This is a genomic window from Candidatus Curculioniphilus buchneri endosymbiont of Curculio glandium, from assembly GCF_964275155.1.
In the GTDB taxonomy this organism is placed as follows: Bacteria; Pseudomonadota; Gammaproteobacteria; order Enterobacterales; family Enterobacteriaceae; genus Curculioniphilus; species Curculioniphilus buchneri.
Genome location: NZ_OZ193413.1, coordinates 839,062 through 858,882, shown reverse-complemented (window position 1 = coordinate 858,882; position 19,821 = coordinate 839,062). Strand labels below are relative to the sequence as shown.

Genomic DNA, 19,821 nt, shown 5'->3' with positions numbered 1-19,821 from the left:
GTATTATGATTGATGAAGTGAGTTATTTTTTATGGTTATTATATGAATTTATGAATGCTTATTATAACTAATATAATTAATATAATTAATAAATAGACTTAATAATAATGTGGATTAGCATTATTTCTAAATAAATTTTACATTTAAATTGTATTGAAATAACGTTTAGTATGTTAAACACATGACAATACAATTAGTTATCTAGTATTATATCTTAATTTAGTTCTAAACTAGAAATTATACAATTTATAAACTTTAATTTATTATTAAATAAATATAAAAACTTCTATTTAATTAGATAAATTATTTAAGAATAATTTTATTAGAGTTTATTGTAATCATTTGTAATCATATATTTGAGATGACGTTTTGTATTTAATATATATCCATGTTTATGCCACTTATTGGATTTTAAGTGAATTAATAATGAAATGAATTAAAAATAACCTATTCTTACGAAGAATTTTCATAGGTTCCTATAAAACAATGTGCGTGTTTTCAATATATATTATAATATATATATTGCTCGACATTGAATCAAAAACGACACATAATAGAATAAAATGTATCCTTTCTTGTTTATCATACTTTAATTCACTACTAAACAAGCACAGTTTTCAAACTATTAATTGGGTTTAAAGCCGATCATATCTTATGAACGATATGTAGAAAAGTAGCATCTATTAGATATAAACGTGCAAAAATTTATTTTTTTATAATAGTAATCTACTTTACTACTGGTATACGTTAGGTACACATTTATTAATATGAATTAATAATAAAAAGTTAAGTAGCTTAACAAGATTTATAAAGTTTATAAAAATTAGAAACTTAATCAAATAATTTTCTTGAATGCTTTAAATAACCATATGAAATACTAGCTGTTTTTATTTTTGTTTTCAATCTACTATTGATGCAATGAATAGACGATAATATCTTTATAATAAAAAATAAATCAGAAAAATAATATTTGAAATTAATCTGATATATCACTCATCATTAGTAATGATGCATTACTATTCCTATGTATTAATATTCTTCTTGATAAAGAAAACTAATAAATGATTGTATTTTGTTCAAGTAGCTTTTAAGTATCGAGGTAAGCATGATTAAAAAAATTGCCGTATTAACAAGCGGAGGTGATTCCCCAGGAATGAATGCAGCTATTAGGAGTGTTGTTCGAACTGGACTATCAGAAGGTTTAGAAATTTATGGTATTTATGATGGTTACCTTGGACTATTTCAGGATCGGATGATAAAATTAGATCGCTATAGTGTCTCTGATGTAATTAATCGAGGTGGTACTTTTCTCGGTTCGGCACGGTTTCCTGAGTTTTATAAAAAAAGAATACGTTCTATTGCCATTGAAAACTTGAGTAAACGTAGTCTCGATGCATTAGTAGTAATTGGAGGTGACGGCTCTTATATGGGAGCTAAAAAATTAACTGAAATGGGATTTCCCTGCATTGGTTTACCAGGCACCATTGATAATGACGTAGCAGGTACTGACTATACTATTGGTTACTTTACTGCCTTAGAAACAGTGGTTGAAGCAATCGATCGACTACGTGATACCTCTACTTCTCATCAACGTATTTCAATTGTAGAAGTAATGGGACGCTACTGCGGCGATTTAACTATGGCAGCAGCTGTTGCTGGTGGATGCGAATTTATCGTTTTACCTGAAGTGGAGTTTAACAAAAAAGATTTACTTAATGAAATCAAAGCAGGCATTACTAAAGGTAAGAAACATGCGATTGTTGCCATTACCGAATATATTTGCAATATCACTGAATTGGCACAATATATCGAAAAAAATACAGGTCGTGAGACTCGCGCTACGGTACTGGGACATATTCAGAGAGGAGGTAATCCGGTAGCTTGTGATCGTATTATAGCTTCACGTATGGGTGCTTATTCTATTGAATTACTGTTACAAGGATGTGGTGGTCACTGTGTTGGTATTCAAAACGAATGTCTTGTGCATCATAATATTTCCGATGCCATTGAACATATGAAACGTCCTTTCCGTAGCGATACTTTGGAGATAGCAAAAAAATTATTTTGAATTTCTGATATGGTATTGTGTCATTTAATATGTTTTTAATTAATCTAATGTATTTAGGTTTAACTCTGTTAACCAGTAAATTTCATTCAATGTATCTTAAAATATTGGAATTTTAAAATCGTTACTTATACAATTCGTTATACCTGATTGCATTGTACTAATCAACATTCTTACTATCTTACTATTATAAAATAACATAAAAATATAATTATGCAGTAATATAACGTTATTAATATTATTTATATAAGAAAAATATAATTTTTTATAAAAGTATATAATATGCGAATAAATATATATTAGCTCAATAATAAATATCAAGTTTTATAGTAACAATCAATGAATAAAATTATTAAATAATTTTTAATTTTACTGCTGCATGACATAAAAAGATTAAAAAATGGTGTATATGTGATATATTTTTTATTAATATGATATATTGTTCTGTAAGGTAAAAGATATAGCCATCTTAAAAAATGATGTATTTTATAATTTTTTTAAAATATTATTTTTAATCAAAAAAGTTTAAGATGTTTTTATATGCATAGATTGTGCATGCAATATACAAACAATTATTTCCGTTTTCAGATAAACTAATGTTATGTAAAAATTATTTTAAGAAAAATTTCTTTTTTCTTAGAAAGTTATATTGTTATAATCGTTAGTGATCAAATTAAAAAGATGAATATCTTTTTGTAAGTTATGTAGATAAAAGAAGATTTCATTAAATTAATCAGAATTTTTTTACATAGAGTTGATGTGAAATTCTATTGTTAATCATTATTAACAGAATAGTAAAGTATATGATGCATCAAAATATGCTATGCCGACATATTGATCTTATAGATCTCGTATTTAATTATTGCCATTACATAAAAAATTAATAAATATTTTTTAAACAAATCTACGATAAAGCTTGTTACATTTATATATAATCAAGTAATTCTTACTTACTTAAATCTCGATCAGTAATTGTTATCACATTGATTGATGAATGTATTTTTATAGAATCTGATAAGTATAGCTAAATTAACCATGTCGTCTTCTATTCGTCTTCTATTATTTTCGCTCTACTCGGAGTAGTAGGTATGAAATGTCTAATTGTTGGCATTAGCGGCGCTAGTGGCATAATTTATGGAATCCGACTATTACAGGTACTTAACATTCTATCGGATATTGAAGTACATTTAGTAATGAGTTTAGCGGCTAAAAAAACATTAACGATAGAAACAAATTTTTCCTTACGTGAAGTTCAGGCTTTAGCAGATATAGTATATGATGTACGAGATATTGCTGCCAGTATTAGTTCCGGTTCATTTCATACTATAGGTATGGTAATTTTACCTTGTTCCATGAAAACTCTTTCTGGAATAGTTAATAGTTACAATGATACTTTACTGATACGTGCGGCTGATGTAGTTCTGAAAGAACGGCGGAAATTGGTACTAGGGGTACGAGAAACGCCATTACATCTAGGTCATTTACGTCTGATGACCGTTGCAGTAGAATTAGGTGCAATTATTATGCCACCCGTACCAGCCTTTTATCATAGACCAATAAAAATTGGCGATATTATAGACCAAACTGTTAATCGTATATTAGATCAATTCCAACTTCAACTACCTCAAGATCTATTTCAGCGTTGGCCAAGTAGTTAAATAAATAATGATCCATACAACACAACTTTTAACTTCATTTGTAAAATACTGTACACACTAAATAAGTAGTTAAAATAGATGAAATATTGATCTATATACACAGCCATCTTTTAACAATAAAATATTTTTATATTATCAAAAGTGTTTTCATTTTTAAAATGTTATCTAAATTCATCTACTTCAGTAGTTAATCTTAAAGATTTAACTAGTTTTTTGTTCTCACCATTTTGTCTTTAAGTACACCATCAAAGATGGCTTCTAGATTATATTGTATCGAATGATCATTAATAAATAATTTTAATTATACAAATGATATAATTCTATATAATAGTAAATTTATCCATTTTATGGACTCATACTGCTCTACTATATAAGTCAGTAAACATTAATATTGTTCTGAGAACGTACTGGTTAATAAAGAATTTAACAATATTATCTTGAGTCTGTACATTACTATATTGTATAATAATTTACTTTGATTATCATCATTCATATCTTTTCTCTTGGATTATCAGAATTTTAAAAAATTATATGAAGAGCAGAGTCCTCCTGTATGCCTGTGGCTGATCAAGCAACATATTACACCAATATCGTATAATATATGAGTTTAGTAAAAATTCTTTTTTGATGAAATTTTATCATATAATTATATTATTATAAGTACAATAATATATACATCATCAATAATAAGTATAAAAATTTTAATAAATAAATTGTTTATATATACAATTTAAAGCTTTCAAGCTTCTTATTATTATCGTCTTTATCATTTAAATAATCACAGTGCAACATTTATTTAAAAATTAAAATTTAATACATTAAAATACAAAAACTTCCACAAGTTGAGAAGTGTATTTCACTAAAATGTAGATATTACAACCACAAACATTTATTTTAAATAAATAGATATCAAAAAAAATTGTGTCAATTTAATTAAACTGCAAATTGGGTAATATTCTCTTAACTGTTTCAAGATATTTTATACGATCTATTCCAGTTAATTCATCTTTAAGTGATAATTGAACAGTCAGTGGATTCACTGCTTTTTGATTTATCCATACCTCAAAATGCAAGTGCGGGCCAGTAGAGCGACCGGTGTTGCCAGATAAAGCAATACGTTCACCACGTTTTACTTTTTGTCCTGGCTGGACTAATAATTTTTTTAAATGCATATATCGAGTTACATATTGACGATTATGACGAATTGTAACATAATTTCCTGCTACATTATCTGTTTTCCTAACTACCACTTCTCCATCACCTACCGCTAATACTGGTGTTCCTATTGGCACAGCAAGATCAATACCACGATGCGGAATAATTCGCTTAGTAATCGGATGAAGTCGATTGAGATTAAATTTAGAAGAAATGCGATATTTTTGCATAATAGGAAATCGCATAAAACTATGAGCCAAACTAAAAGCATCTTGATTATAAAATTTTCCATTATCTGCACGAAAAGCATAATAATTTTTAGAACCAGTATACAATCGAATTCCTAACAGCTGACTTTTCATTTTACTATCATTCCGAATATCACGTAACGCTAAGACAGAAAATTGATCTCCCTTACGTAATTTTCTAAAGTCTATTTGCCGTTGTAATACTGTAATTACTGCATTAATATCACTCATTGTTAATCCAGCAGCACGAGCACTATTAACAAAACTACCGTTTAGTTGACCGTGAAGAATTACTGTATTCTGCCATCTATTAATATTGGAAATGTTTTCTTTAAAACCACGATTAATTCGGTCATAAGTACGAATATCTTGATGGGATAATTTCCAAGTTAAATGTTTAAGGTTACCCGTTGAGGTTAATGTCCAGGAAAGAGATTGTCCAACTTGTAAATGCCGTAATGCTGGATATTGCCAAGATAGTGTCATAATATCCATTATGCTGATACCGTACTGGATTAAAATACTACTTAGGGTATCGCCTATAGAAATGATATGTTCATTCAAGTAAACCTTTCTATTTACATGTTCATTTAATTTATTTTTATTGAAAAGATCATTATTAGGTATTCGGAAAATATGATCCACAGGTATATCATTATTGTTAGGCATGAAGGCTAACAATTTTATATATTCTAACATGCTTGTGCAACTAGCTAATTGAACTACAATCGGAAAATAACTATAAGGTCTCCAGCTAACAATAATTAAAGTAAGCATTGTCAATGACCCTAATATCATTCGATATGACCGTGGCAGATAGCTTAAAGTCAAGAAGAAAGATTGGATGATCTTCTGCACTAATGATTATTTCTCTTCATGTGTTTTTTCTAGGCAACTTACATACTGTTTCGATAATGTTAATAAAAAGCGTATATAACTATCTTTATCTAAAACAATACCCATTCCAAGTGGATCTAATATGCCAACGTGTACAGACGTTCCACGAGCAACAGCATTTATAAAAGCTGGTCTAAATTGTGACTCAGCAAAAATACAAGTTATTTTTTTCTTAATCAATTGTGTTCTTATGTTATGTAATGCTTGAGCACCAGGCTGTATTTCAGGATTAATAGTAAAATAACCTAATGGGGTTAAACCATAATATTTTTCAAAATAACCATATGCATCATGAAATACGTAATATTCTTTACCGCGAATTGGTAGTAGAATTTTATTAAGATCTCGATCATTTTTTAATAAAATATTTTTAAACATTTGCAGATTATTATCTAGCATCTTTTTTTTTCCTGGTAGCAATTTTATTAATCGATTATAGATAATTTCTGCTGTTCGATATGCAATTGTTGGAGATAGCCATATATGCATATTGTACTCACTGTTATGGTAACTGCTATTCATAGAAATATAATTATTAGAATTATAATTATTTTGACAATAATTTTTATATTGTCCATCATTGTATTTTTTGTTTGTCATTAAGAGTGGAACAACAGATGGTACACATGCTAGAGTAATACATTTTTCAGTAGGCAGCGACATAACAAGATGGTCAAGAAATGCTTCTAACTCTGGTCCTACCCAAACTAAAAGATCTGCTTTTTTTATATGCATCATATCTGTTGGTCTCAAAGCATAATTATGTGGTGAAGCACCATCAGGTAAAATGACTTTTACCGGCATAATGCCATCAGCAATAGCAGCCGCAATAAAGCCTAATGGACGTACAGAAGTCACTATTTCAGCTTGTGTGTTAATAGATCCAAATAACCCTCCAAATATACTTATTAAAAAAGCAGAATGACTGCTTCGTAAAATAACATGAAAAATTAATGGAATATTTAATGTAGACATATCAATTTTTATCAGTAATAGTAAAATTTGTTATGTTATAATAACATAGAAATTTGACAATCAAAATCATCATGACTAATCTGCTAACACTCAAACATATCTCTGTTACCTTTGGACAAAAAGCTATCTTGCATGATATCTCGTTTGGGCTAAGATCAGAGCAGACATTAACATTGTTAGGACCGAACGGTGCTGGTAAATCTACATTGATACAGGTTATTCTTGGACTCATTATCCCTGATACCGGTACACTAATTCGACAGCCATCACTACGTATAGGCTATGTACCACAAAAAATTTATTTAGATCCCATGTTGCCATTAACGGTAGAACGTTTTATGCGACTTCGACCGGGTGTGACTAAAAAAGATATTTTTTCTTCACTTAGAGATGTCAAAGCAGAACATTTACAAGATCAACTCATTCAAAAGCTTTCAGGCGGGGAAATGCAACGGGTTATGTTAGCACGAGCTCTTCTCCATAACCCACTACTATTAGTGCTGGACGAACCAACTCAAGGCATCGATATCATCGGGCAAATGGCATTGTATGATTTAATTTACCAACTTCGACGAACATTAGGTTGCAGTATATTTATGGTTTCGCACGATTTGAATTTGGTTATGGCTAAAACTGATAAAGTTATGTGCTTAAATCACCATATTTGTTGTTTAGGTACACCAGAAATAGTTTCAACGCATCCAGATTTCATCGCCATGTTTGGTCAACAGTATCATGATTCAGAACAGTTTTTATGCAATGTATCATCATTATAGTGATTAATTTTTTCTATTTATAGAAAGATATCATGTTACTCCTACATAAAATTAGACAAATCAAATATGATTGAATTATTATTGCCTGGATGGTTTGCTGGTATTTTACTAACATTAGTGACCGGACCTCTTGGCGCTTTTGTAATTTGGCGTAAAATGTCTTATTTCGGCGATACCTTAGCTCATGCTTCACTTTTAGGTGTTGCCTTTGGTTTATTACTAAATATTCATCCATTATACGCAGTAATTGCTGTAATGTTAGTATTATCAATTGGGCTAGTATGGTTAGAACGGTCTCGGAAATTTGCTATTGATACCTTACTTGGCATTATGGCACATAGTTCGTTATCTCTTGGACTAGTGTTAGTTAGTTTAGTAAAAACAGTTCGTGTGGACTTAATGTCCTACCTATTTGGTGATTTATTAGCAATTACTCCTCAAGACGTTATATTAGTAGGCATAGGCGTGATGATAGTACTAGCATTTATAATTTGGAAATGGCACGCTTTATTGTCAGTAACCATTAGTCCCGAATTAGCCCATGTCGACGGTATTCATTTATCCCATATTAAACTACTACTGATGTTACTTATTGCCTTGACTATTGGGCTTGCAATAAAGTTTGTCGGTACATTAATTATCACATCTCTATTGATTATGCCAGCAGCAGCAGCTCGACATGTTACACGTAGCCCTGAACAGATGGCAGTCTGTTCTACTATAGCCGGCGTATTGGTAGTCACAGGAGGATTAGCGTTTTCTGCCACTTATGACACGCCAGCCGGTCCTTCAGTAGTACTATGTGCTTCGGTATTATTTTTTTTTAGTTTGGCATTAAAACTGCGGGAATAAATTAATTTATAAAATGAATTTATTTACAGTGAGCCATTTAGATTTTTTTAATCATTAAAAAATATTATTCAATATTTTCTGGATAATCTCGGCTAAAATACTGATAAGCATAAGCAGTTGCTATACGGCCACGTGGAGTACGTTGTATAAATCCTTGCTGGATTAGAAATGGTTCTAGTACATCTTCAATTGTTTCCTTTGATTCACCGATCGCTGTTGCTAAATTATCTAATCCCACTGGTCCACCGATAAATTTATCAATGATTGTTAGAAGAAGCTTACGATCCATGTGATCCAATCCTTCAGTGTCTATATCTAACATGTTTAATGTTTTTAAAACTATTACATCATTGATGTGATAGGTTCCTTGTACTTCGGCAAAGTCACGAACACGACGTAGAAGGCGATTAGCAATCCGTGGTGTTCCACGAGAGCATCGAGCAATTTGAAGAGCACCTTTCTTAGTAATATTCAAAGATAAAAATATAGCGCTACGATGGATGATATGTTGAAGATCTTTAATATGGTAAAATTCAAGTCGTTGTTTAATACCGAAACGATCACGCAGTGGAGCAGTTAACGATCCTACTCGAGTGGTTGCGCCGACTAGAGTAAAGGGAGGTAGTTTAATTTTAATAGAACGGGCACCTGGTCCTTCTCCTATCATAATATCTAATTGATAATCTTCCATTGCTGGATAAAGCACTTCTTCTACTACTGAGGATAACCGATGAATTTCATCTATAAATAGGATATCATGCGATTCAAGATTAGTTAATATTGCTGCAAGATCACCAGCTTTTTCTAAAACAGGACCTGAAGTATAGCGTAGATTTACTTTCATCTCATTAGCAATGATATATGCTAAAGTTGTTTTTCCTAATCCAGGAGGTCCTGAAATTAATAAATGATCAAGTGCGTCACCACGCATCTTTGCTGCTTGTATGCAAATCTTCATCTGTGCATGCACATGAGGCTGCCCTACGTAATCTTCTAAACTTGTTGGTCGAATAGCGTGATTAACAATTTCTTCTTTATTTATAACTACTCTAGAGACGAGTTTATCGACTTCTATCATATTTTATATCAGAGTGTGGCGCGTAACGCATTTCGAATTAGTAATTCGAAATTAGTACTAACGCTAGTACTTATCACTTTACCTATTAGCCGTTTAGCATCTTGTGGTTTATAACCTAATGATACTAATGCGCTTATTGCTAATGCTTCATTTTCTGAATCAGTTTTTAGATTTCTTTTTAATCCTGCAGATAAGCGAGAGTCTTCTAAGTGTTGTAAGGGATGTGAATCATCAAATGAATCATTGAACTTATCTTTCATTTCTATCATTAGCCTTTTTGCAATTTTTTTTCCAATGCCCGGTAATATTACCAAAGAATCAATTTCTTGATGCTTCACAGCAGTAATAAATTTTTTCACTGACATTTCAGATAAAATTGCTAATGCTAATTTTGGTCCTACGCCATGAACTTTAATAAGTTCGCGAAATAGCATCTGCTCTTGTTTGTGTATAAAGCCAAAGAGTAAATGGACACCTTCACGCGAAATGTAATGCGTTAGAATGACGGCTTCCTGGCCAATTTCTGGAAGAGAACCAAAACATGTTATTGGCATATATACTTCATATCCTACTCCATGGATTTCAAGTAGGACTTTCGGTGGCTGTTTTTCTATAATAGTGCCTCGAAGTCGTATAATCACTTTATTTGCCTTATTTTTGATTATTGTGTTACAGTTATATATATTGATAATAGTTTTTATTCATTTCAGTGAAAATGGATAAATATCAAAAGTAAAAATAATATTTTATTTCCAAAAATAAAAATTAATTGATTGCACCCATATGCACCATATTATGGTGCATGTGACAGTGTGTAATGGTAATAGCTAATGCATCTGCTGCATCTTCTTGCAAATTGATCGGTAATTTCAGCAAGGTACGAACCATGTATTGTACTTGGCATTTTTTAGCAGAACCTGTTCCCGTCACCATCTGTTTAATTTGACAAGCTGCATATTCAAATACTGATAAATCCATATTCATTGCTGCTACAATAGCAGCACCACGTGCTTGACCTAATTTTAATGCGGAATCAGAATTTTTTGCTACAAAAATTTTTTCAATAGCTAAGCAATCTGGATGAAACTGTGTAATTATTTGACTGATGCCAGAATAGATTAATTTTAAACGATTGGGTAGACCATTTACTTTAGTGCATATTATACAACCACTGTCAATATAATTTAGTTTATTTTCTGATTGACGTAGGATACCATAACCGGTAATACGTGAACCAGGATCTATGCCAAGAATAATTGTCATATCAAATATTTTTGATCAAAATGGCGATGAACAAGTTTAATTATCATAAAATTATCGCTATTCAAATTAAAATTTGACCGTTATATCGGTTGGATTACATGTGATTAAAGTTTTCTTATATACCAAGAAAAAACACTAATTTACATATATTGCCATATTTAGTATCAGTAAAAATTACTACTAATGAGCCTTCTTTGCAGTAAGAGTTCCTGATTTTTGGAAGTTATTTTTTTGATTTTTTCTATTATCATTGATTTAAAATATAATATATCTTCAATATGACTAAAGGCTTTCTTAAAAAAGAATAACTACGATGTTATACAGACCGTAATTCTGATATACATCATTAATAATGAGAAATAAAACACGTCTTTTAATTATATAAGAACAATAGTAATATTAGTTGTTAATATATATTTTTAATATATATTAAGGTTCATTGCAATATACAATATTGATCGAAACGATCCATGTTTTTATTTAATTTAGAAGAAAGCAATAAATTTGTGATTAATTTCGCATGACTTATTCAACTACCATGACTTGTTCATTATTTTTCTAAATAATTTTTAAACTCAGATAACACATTCATTGTAATTAATTTTTAATGATTTTAATTCCCTATTAGATTATCAATGATGTTTTCACTGCACTCTTAGCAATATAATATTGACGCTAGACAGAAAAAGTATTAAATAATATTGTTAATTTATGTCATCAATATTTTAATATATATTTTTTATTAAAAAATTGATATCTTTATATTCAATATAGTTGCTTTTAATTACTGTACATATTATGTGATCTAGATATTACCCCATTGTAAAAACGATCTAATGAATTAGATATTAATGTATTTTAATACTATGAAATCAATACTGATTAAGTATCAATGAGTATCATCAATATTCTATGTTAGAAAGATTGTTTACACAAATCGAGATTTAACATTTTTTATTATACTATCTATGATTTTACTTAATCAGCGAAATAAATAATTCAGATATTGTTTTCGGCATTGATAATACTTGGCGCTTGAATCATTAGATCTGTTGCTGCTGTTGTTTTTGGAAACGCAATAATATTGCGAATATTGTTCGTACCAGTTAAAAGCATTACCAAACGATCAAGACCAAATGCTAGCCCTGCATGTGGTGGAGTACCGTATTGCAATGCATCGAGTAAAAAACTGAACTTTTCATGCTGTTCATGCTCATCAATTCCTAATATGTTAAATATAGTTTTTTGCATGCTACTATGGTGAATACGGACTGAGCCACTACCGACTTCATAGCCATTAATTACCATATCATAGGAATTTGCAATTACTGATTCTGGATGACTTGAGAGGATTTGAATATCTTCGATATCTTTTGGTGCAGTAAAAGGATTATGCATTGCAATTAGTTTTCCATGTTCATTTTTTTTGAACATTGGAAAGTCTATTATCCATATTGGTGCCCAATAATCTGTTTTAGTTAAGTGTAGATCAAGCCCTATTTTGAGACGTAAAGCTCCTAGTGCATTATTTACTATAATAGCACAATCTGCACTAAAAAACAAAATATCACCATCATTAGCACCAGTGCGTAATAAAATATTCTCAATTACTTTAGGTTCTAAAACATTAGATATTGGACTCTTTATTCCTTCTATGCCCTTGATACGTTGATTTACTTTTAACCATATTAATTCTTTAATACCATATTGTTTAGTGTAGTCATTATATTCGTCGATTTTTTTACGACTAAGATCAGCCCCGTTGGGTACACGTAACACTGCCACACGTCCTTTACTATCGTTGGCTGGATCAGAAAATTTTTTAAACTCAACATTATGCACCAAATCGGCTACGTCAATTAGTTCCATTGGATTGCGTAAATCTGGTTTGTCAGAGCCGAAACGACGTATTGCTTCAGAATATGTTATTGTTGGAAAAACCCCAAGATTAATATTAAGCATTTCTTTCCAAAGATCATGCACTAGATGCTCCATAATTTTACGTATTTTCGGAGCAGTCATAAATGAAGTTTCTATATCAATTTGAGTAAATTCTGGTTGACGATCGGCACGTAGATCCTCGTCTCGAAAACATTTTACAATTTGGTAATAGCGATCATAGCCTGACATCATAAGCAATTGCTTAAATAATTGAGGGGACTGTGGAAGAGCATAGAATGCGCCTTTATGTATACGGCTAGGCACTAGATAATCGCGCGCACCTTCCGGCATAGCTTTAGTCAACATAGGCGTTTCGATATCAAGAAAACCTTTTTGTTCCATAAATTGACGAACAAAACTAGTGATACGCGCCCGTGTTTTTAGGCGCTGCATCATCACTGGACGACGTAAGTCAAGATATCGGAACTTTAAACGAAGTTCTTCAGAATTATGCTGATTAGAATCAAGCGGTAATGGTTTAGAACGGTTAATAATAGTAAGATCAGTAGCTAATACTTCAATGGAACCAGTAATTATGTTAATATTTATTTGTTTTTTTGGACGGATTTGCACGATACCTGTTAATTGCAAGCAAAATTCATTACGCAGTTCTGTAGCTTTCTTAAAAGAATATGAACTCTTGGGATCAAATAATACCTGTACCAGACCTTCTCGATCGCGCATATCGATAAAAATTAATCCCCCAAAATCACGACGACAGTTAACCCAACCGCATAGTGTAACTTTTTGGCCAACATATGACAAATTTAGGTGTCCGCAATATACAGTTCGCATTAGGATATCCTTAAAATATGTGGCCTATATTGAATATGTCTTTTTTGAATTAATAGGCTTGTATTAAGCTAAAAGTACTTATCGGTGCAGATAAAAATTTAATTTAACATTTGCCATTATAACGTTTGAATAAAACTAGCACTGAATTATTATTGAAAATAAAGATATTTTAAAAATATTTTTTTTGAAAATTTCAAAACTTTATGGAGCTATTTTTTCTATATCATTTAGTTTATTAAAACTGCTTAATAGTGTTCACTATAAGTGGTATATTTGTGATTGTTTAGTTGAAAACTATATTACCAACGAGCTATTATGAAATAGCTTTTATATTACATAGTATGTAGTTGGTTTTGCATTATAAGAGATACTTATCAATTGAATAATATTTTCTCTGAAACGTAAAAACTAGCCCATATTCTTTAATATCAACATGTTAAATAGCACTTACTATTTTAATATAAGAAAGACTATCTATAAATATTAAAGTGATGTAATTCTATTTTTATAGAAATATTGTGTGATATATTACATCATAAGGTAATCATATAAGATATGTTTAATTTTATTAAAACCTTTTTCAGATAATACTAAATATTATATCCTAGTGAATTAGTATAATTTAATTAGTCGATAGTATTCTTCGATTATCTTGACGAAAAGTATTACAGACCTCTAGAAAACCTTATTATACATTAAATAGAAATAGATGACATGATTTTATCAATGTATAAATTATTATCTAAATTTTAGATTTCCACTGTTTATAATGAATATTAAATAAATCTATTATCGCAATGATATACGATATCGACTGATCAAAAAATTAATTTTTATGTTGATAAAACTTTGCTTATTTATATTTTTTACACTTCAAACTTAAGAAATGTCGATTCTGATAATATGTTAAATTCAGTGCTAAACAAAATAAAATTTTGTGCCGAATAGAGCGCGATTTAAAATCGTACTCAGAAGATTATTCTGACGTTATTATTTATTTATAATTATAAAAAACATAGAGTTTTATATGGAGGATATTTATTTTTTTATTAATAAATATGTTTTGTTATATTGAAAGAATTATTTCAATATTGATCAGACAGATCAGCATAATAATGTATTAATAAAATAATAACTTCTATTTTAATTACCTTACTGCCTGTATGAGTTAATTATGTTAGATGATGCCTCTATGATAATATTATGGTAATATTATTAAACGATAATACATAGAGAAAAATAAGTAACGTATGATTAGTAATGAACATACATATAAAAGTTCTTTGTTGAAAATGTTATAAATGTTCGTTTTATCAAATTTATAATTTATATGACAGGCTTTTTATGTCTGTCTATTATATCTTATTTTAAAATCCATCAATATTTATTGAACTACGATACAAATCATGAACGTAGAATAACTGCTAATGTGTGATCTTGTTTCAGTACGATATAACCTTACTGGGTGCTGATAATGTCACGGAGTTCTTAATAACACACAAATAATAAAAACTATATGAGATATAGTTATTATTCTCATGATACTAAAAGTTATTTGAGAAATTTGGCTCCTCTGACTGGATTTGAACCAGTGACATACGGATTAACAGTCCGCCGTTCTACCAACTGAACTACAGAGGAAATCATTAACGGAAACGAACAATACTCTAATAAAGTATTGAGACAATGTCAATAGAATTTTTACGTGCAATACTATCAAAATAAAATATAATAATCTATTGATTAGACTGGGTAATAAAAATTAAAAAGAAAGCAATAATATTCAATTAAACAATAGATAAAGATAATAAAAACCTAATTAATTGCCTAGTATGACATAACTATATTATTTCTGCAATATGACTTACGTTATAATAGAATTTGGATGTAAGTGCAGAAGAGAGTAATACATTTGTCATACACAATGATCATATCTACAGTTTTATAACTGTGTATCAGTGCGTCACTAACGCAACTTTTATAGCTACCAAGCTATAAGCTTTTCATTTATTATTTGTTTGAAGTGAAGTTAAATTATCAACACATTGAACATATTCATAATATATAGTTTTCAAATGAACCAGTCATAATGAAATGATCCATGGATTCAATCACTGATAATTTTTATTATTATCTAAACATTTACACAATCGCAATTGTATTAATTTTCATATTATGACGTTCATTATTATTTCATTTAAAAAACATAGATTCAAATAATTATAAAAGTTTTTAGCATATTTCTTAATTGTATAAATATTTAATGAAATCAATTAAAATTTTGTTCTTCAGAATTTTAAACATGTTAAGACTAAAGTAATTATTTTCTTGGAAAACGCATTTAAAATTCTTAAAATTATATTTTTTCCTATATATAAAATATATAATATAGTTATAAGAATCATTACATTAATATTTTCTATTATGTCTGAACTAATGGCGTAATATTTAACATATTACTTAAATAATGTGTGCAAAGCCATTTGATTAACGTAGTTTTAATGCAATAGCAAGATTTTTTTGATTTTTTCATAAAAATAGAATTACATCATGACATAATGTATCATAGTTTTATTGACAACATAACTTAGTTTCGTCGAAATTAGAACGCACTGTCCTTAAACGGTCAATTCAACTTCTTCTCATGAAACAATCTAATATATTAAAAGTTAAGTTTTTATTACTCATTAATTTTATATTTATATATAACATAATCATGAGAGTAAAGGATTGAAAAATGACTAATTGTCACAATACACTTTTTACTTCAAATTTGCCGCATTGTATTTATAGTGCAGAGTGGCTTCGAACGTGGGAATTACAAGGAGCTAAATTAGCTGGCATATCTTTATATGAATTAATGCAACGCGCCGGTACAGCAGCTTTTAATTGCATTAATTGTGTATATCCATACGCCAATTATTGGCTAATCTTAGTAGGACACGGTAACAATGGTGCAGATGGTTATGTAGTAGCAAAATTAGCCGCAACTGCTGGAAAACAAGTTACTGTATTATCGTGCGGCGTACGAAACTTACTATCTGACGAAGCAATACAAGCACAAACAGCATGGCTAGCTATAGGAGGAAAAATACAATCGAAAGATACATTTTGGCCAAAAAAAATAGATATCATTGTTGATGCTTTATTAGGTACGGGACTCAAGTCAGCACCTCGAAATCCTTATGCTTCTTTGATTATTCAAGCTAATAAACATCTTGCGCCAATTTGTGCCTTAGATATTCCATCAGGTCTGCTTGCTGATACAGGTGCAACACCAGGAGAAGTAATTCATGCTGTACATACCATCACTTTTATAGCACTAAAACCAGGATTATTCACCGGACAAGCTCGCAGTGTCACAGGTCAAATCCATTATGATGATTTGGGATTAAATAAATGGCTTAATGATGAAACACCATTTATGACTAGACTTTCTACGGAGTTACTCCCATGGTGGCTACCACCATGTAATCCCTGTATTCATAAAGGCAACAACGGTCGGTTATTAATTATTGGAGGAGACCATGGTCTTTCTGGTGCAATTCGTATGACAGGCGAAGCTGCATTGCGAAGCGGTGTGGGGCTAGTACGTATTTTAACTCGTAAAGAAAATATTTCATCTTTGTTAACAGCTAGGCCAGAGATAATGGTATCTCCGTTAAATCATGAATCTTTGCAACATGCATTGCAATGGGCAGATGTCGTTGTAATCGGACCGGGACTAGGAAAGAAGACTTGGGGAACCAATGCATTAAATATAGTCAAAACATTTGATAAACCCATGTTATGGGATGCAGATGCGCTTAATTTATTAGCACTAAATCCAAATCAACGTCATAATCGAATTATGACTCCTCATTCTGCTGAAGCTGCCCGTTTATTACATATTGATGTCAGTGATATTGAAAGTAATCGTATTCTTGCTGTAAAAAAATTAGCAAATATTTATGGTGGTGTAGTAGTACTCAAGGGCGCTGGAACGTTGATTTCATCCTATGGTAGTGACGGTGTTACCAGTGTTGTAGATGTAGGCAATGCCGGTATGGCATCAGGAGGAATGGGAGATGTATTATCTGGAATAATAGGCAGTTTTCTTGCACAAAAGTTATCGATGTATAATGCAGCATGTGCTGGTTGTGTGGTACATGGTGCGGCTGCTGACTATTTAGCAATAAAAAAAGGAAAACGAGGCATGTTAGCAACAGATTTATTTCCAATATTGTCTCAATTTGTTAATCCTGAATTACATAGAAAGTAAAATGGAAAAACATATTATATCTTTATCAAATAAACAAGCAACGAGTACATTAGGTTCAGTATTAGCTACTACTTGTCAACAGTCTTGTGTTATTTATTTATACGGTGATCTTGGCGTTGGAAAAACCACTTTTTGCCGTGGATTTTTATATACTTTGGGATATATAGGTCATGTAAAAAGCCCGACTTACACCTTAATTGAATCCTATATATTATTAAATTGGACTGTTTATCATTTTGATTTATACCGTTTAGTCGATGCAATTGAACTAGAGCTGATAGGTATTCGTGATTATTTTAATAAAACGTCTCTATGTTTAATTGAATGGCCACAACACGGAATAGGCCTCTTGCCTACAGCGGATATTTCCTTAACTTTTCATTATCAAACTAATGGTCGAATAGCTGAAATAGAAGCATTTACTACTACTGGTGTAAATCTCTTAGCCCGATTATCATTATAGAAGGTAATCAATTTATAATGATAAACTTTAAAATGATGTTGATACCAGTTATATGCTTGTTTGCAAGTCAAGCAATATCAGAGATAATTAGCGATATTAATATTATTAACAATAGTCATCGATCTAAAATAGTTATTGGATTTAATAATAAGCCTGTATATGCTTTTTTATTATTACATAATCCAGAACGTATAGTAATCGATATTGCCCAAAAAGGCTTAGTGGTACCAAGATTACCGATCGTTTTTAGTGGAAATAATTTAATTAAACGTATTCGAGTTGGTATGCCAGAAGATAAACGGAGTTTACGACTAATATTTGAATTAAATAGTCGATCTTATGTACAGGCTATAACACGTTACTTTAACGGACGTTACAACATTATATTAACGGTGCATAATAGTCAATTATCTAATCTTTCTAAGAATAGAATCGTATTAGCACCGATTACATTTCCATCATCGAAACTAGTTAATACCAATAAATCAAGACAAGTAAAAAATAGACCAGTAAAAAACCTGGTTTCAACATCCGTACCAATACCATGTAAGAAGAAGTTACCAATTCTTACCAAACCAATTGTAGTCGCTATTGATGCAGGTCATGGCGGTCAAGATCTAGGAGCCATTGGTCCTAATGGCTTATATGAAAAAAATGTGACTATTGCTATAGCCAATAAACTAAAAATATTATTGGATTCTGATCCTATGTTCAAACCTGTATTGACTCGAGATGGTGATTATTTCATTTCTGTCATAGGTCGTTCTAACGTGGCAAGAAAAAAAGGTGCTAACGTATTGCTTTCAATTCATGCTGATGCCTCATCAAATCGACATAATGCTAGCGGTGCATCACTATGGATATTATCTAACCAACGTGCTAATAGTGAAATGCTGACTTGGTTAGAGCAACATGATAAGCAATCTGAATTGTTAGGTGGTATCGGTGATTTGCTTGCTAAAAACCAAACCGATCCCTATTTTAGTCGAGCTGTCTTAGACTTACAATTTAGATACTCTCAACGAGTCAGTTATGATATTGCAGTAAAAATACTGAATCAACTTCGTCAAGTTAGTACGTTACATAAGATTCATCCAGAACATGCAAGTTTTGGTGTTTTACGTTCTCCAGATATTCCATCATTATTAGTAGAAACAGGTTTTATTAGTAATATTTATGAAGAGCGATTACTGGGTAGTAGTGCATATCAGCAAAAAATTGCTAATGCTTTACATTTAGGCTTACGTTCTTATTTCGTATTGTGTCCAATACAGGTCATTAAGGCCAAAGTTTAATAAACAATCTATGAAATGAAATTTCATTCATGAATAAAATTCAGTAGAAGACATTAAGATAAATGATACATAGGACATTAGTCGTTTTAGATTAAATGT

11 protein-coding genes, 1 tRNA gene and 2 pseudogenes are annotated in these 19,821 nt (G+C 30.6%); 7 read left to right on the top strand and 7 right to left on the bottom strand.

Features of this window, described 5'->3' with window-relative positions:
* Window positions 1–1,105: 1,105 nt before the first annotated feature.
* Both pfkA and ACICP0_RS02585 read left to right on the top strand, forming a co-directional pair.
* Window positions 1,106–2,068, top strand: a complete 963-nt coding sequence (pfkA, locus tag ACICP0_RS02590; protein WP_395479752.1) for a 6-phosphofructokinase — start codon at window positions 1,106–1,108, stop codon at window positions 2,066–2,068.
* A gap of 1,085 nt (window positions 2,069–3,153) precedes the next feature.
* On the top strand, window positions 3,154–3,723 hold the full coding sequence (locus ACICP0_RS02585) for a UbiX family flavin prenyltransferase (protein WP_395479751.1): 570 nt from the start codon (window positions 3,154–3,156) through the stop codon (window positions 3,721–3,723).
* 929 nt (window positions 3,724–4,652) lie between these two features.
* Here the strand turns inward: ACICP0_RS02585 and mepM are convergent.
* Window positions 4,653–5,984 carry a murein DD-endopeptidase MepM gene (gene mepM, locus ACICP0_RS02580; RefSeq protein ID WP_395479750.1) on the bottom strand — a complete coding sequence of 444 codons (1,332 nt, stop codon included), beginning with the start codon at window positions 5,982–5,984 and terminating at the stop codon, window positions 4,653–4,655.
* A gap of 6 nt (window positions 5,985–5,990) precedes the next feature.
* Complete coding sequence (gene znuA, locus ACICP0_RS02575; protein WP_395479749.1) at window positions 5,991–6,998, bottom strand: zinc ABC transporter substrate-binding protein ZnuA; 1,008 nt, start codon at window positions 6,996–6,998, stop codon at window positions 5,991–5,993.
* A 71-nt stretch (window positions 6,999–7,069) separates the two neighbouring features.
* Here znuA and znuC point away from each other — a divergent pair.
* Together znuC and znuB are read left to right on the top strand one after the other, a co-directional pair.
* Window positions 7,070–7,729 (top strand): annotated as a pseudogene (gene znuC / locus ACICP0_RS02570) (zinc ABC transporter ATP-binding protein ZnuC); the annotation flags it as partial.
* A 111-nt stretch (window positions 7,730–7,840) separates the two neighbouring features.
* Window positions 7,841–8,626: a zinc ABC transporter permease subunit ZnuB gene (gene znuB, locus ACICP0_RS02565; RefSeq protein WP_395479748.1), complete on the top strand. Its 786-nt coding sequence runs from the start codon at window positions 7,841–7,843 to the stop codon at window positions 8,624–8,626.
* A gap of 64 nt (window positions 8,627–8,690) precedes the next feature.
* Here the strand turns inward: znuB and ruvB are convergent, their stop codons facing one another.
* The 5 genes and pseudogenes from ruvB to ACICP0_RS02540 form a co-directional block, all read right to left on the bottom strand.
* Window positions 8,691–9,704 carry a Holliday junction branch migration DNA helicase RuvB gene (ruvB, locus tag ACICP0_RS02560; RefSeq protein ID WP_395479746.1) on the bottom strand — a complete coding sequence of 338 codons (1,014 nt, stop codon included), beginning with the start codon at window positions 9,702–9,704 and terminating at the stop codon, window positions 8,691–8,693.
* A gap of 8 nt (window positions 9,705–9,712) precedes the next feature.
* Entirely contained in the window at window positions 9,713–10,345 is a 633-nt protein-coding gene (ruvA, locus tag ACICP0_RS02555) for a Holliday junction branch migration protein RuvA (RefSeq protein WP_395479744.1), read from the bottom strand.
* A gap of 124 nt (window positions 10,346–10,469) precedes the next feature.
* Complete coding sequence (ruvC, locus tag ACICP0_RS02550) at window positions 10,470–10,967, bottom strand: crossover junction endodeoxyribonuclease RuvC (protein WP_395479743.1); 498 nt, start codon at window positions 10,965–10,967, stop codon at window positions 10,470–10,472.
* Window positions 10,968–11,941: 974 nt separating this feature from the next.
* Window positions 11,942–13,703, bottom strand: a pseudogene (gene aspS / locus ACICP0_RS02545) (aspartate--tRNA ligase).
* A gap of 1,565 nt (window positions 13,704–15,268) precedes the next feature.
* Window positions 15,269–15,344: transfer RNA gene (locus ACICP0_RS02540), tRNA-Asn, on the bottom strand.
* Between the two features lie 1,096 nt (window positions 15,345–16,440).
* Here ACICP0_RS02540 and nnr point away from each other — a divergent pair.
* Genes nnr through amiB form a run of 3 tightly spaced genes read left to right on the top strand, consistent with a single transcriptional unit; the run spans window position 16,441 to window position 19,722 of the window.
* Complete coding sequence (gene nnr / locus ACICP0_RS02535; RefSeq protein ID WP_395479742.1) at window positions 16,441–17,964, top strand: bifunctional ADP-dependent NAD(P)H-hydrate dehydratase/NAD(P)H-hydrate epimerase; 1,524 nt, start codon at window positions 16,441–16,443, stop codon at window positions 17,962–17,964.
* Window position 17,965: 1 nt separating this feature from the next.
* The gene (tsaE, locus tag ACICP0_RS02530) at window positions 17,966–18,427 is read left to right on the top strand and encodes a tRNA (adenosine(37)-N6)-threonylcarbamoyltransferase complex ATPase subunit type 1 TsaE (protein WP_395479741.1); all 462 of its coding nucleotides are present in this window, start codon (window positions 17,966–17,968) and stop codon (window positions 18,425–18,427) included.
* A gap of 17 nt (window positions 18,428–18,444) precedes the next feature.
* Window positions 18,445–19,722, top strand: a complete 1,278-nt coding sequence (gene amiB, locus ACICP0_RS02525) for an N-acetylmuramoyl-L-alanine amidase AmiB (protein WP_395479739.1) — start codon at window positions 18,445–18,447, stop codon at window positions 19,720–19,722.
* Window positions 19,723–19,821: the final 99 nt, after the last annotated feature.

Coding starts and splice junctions, on each gene's coding strand:
- tsaE (WP_395479741.1), top strand. CDS start 17,966: ATGGAAAAACATATTATATCTTTATCAAATAAACAAGCAACGAGTACA.
- znuB (WP_395479748.1), top strand. CDS start 7,841: ATGATTGAATTATTATTGCCTGGATGGTTTGCTGGTATTTTACTAACA.
- amiB (WP_395479739.1), top strand. CDS start 18,445: ATGATAAACTTTAAAATGATGTTGATACCAGTTATATGCTTGTTTGCA.
- nnr (WP_395479742.1), top strand. CDS start 16,441: ATGACTAATTGTCACAATACACTTTTTACTTCAAATTTGCCGCATTGT.
- znuA (WP_395479749.1), bottom strand. CDS start 6,998: ATGTCTACATTAAATATTCCATTAATTTTTCATGTTATTTTACGAAGC.
- ruvC (WP_395479743.1), bottom strand. CDS start 10,967: ATGACAATTATTCTTGGCATAGATCCTGGTTCACGTATTACCGGTTAT.
- ACICP0_RS02585 (WP_395479751.1), top strand. CDS start 3,154: ATGAAATGTCTAATTGTTGGCATTAGCGGCGCTAGTGGCATAATTTAT.
- pfkA (WP_395479752.1), top strand. CDS start 1,106: ATGATTAAAAAAATTGCCGTATTAACAAGCGGAGGTGATTCCCCAGGA.
- ruvB (WP_395479746.1), bottom strand. CDS start 9,704: ATGATAGAAGTCGATAAACTCGTCTCTAGAGTAGTTATAAATAAAGAA.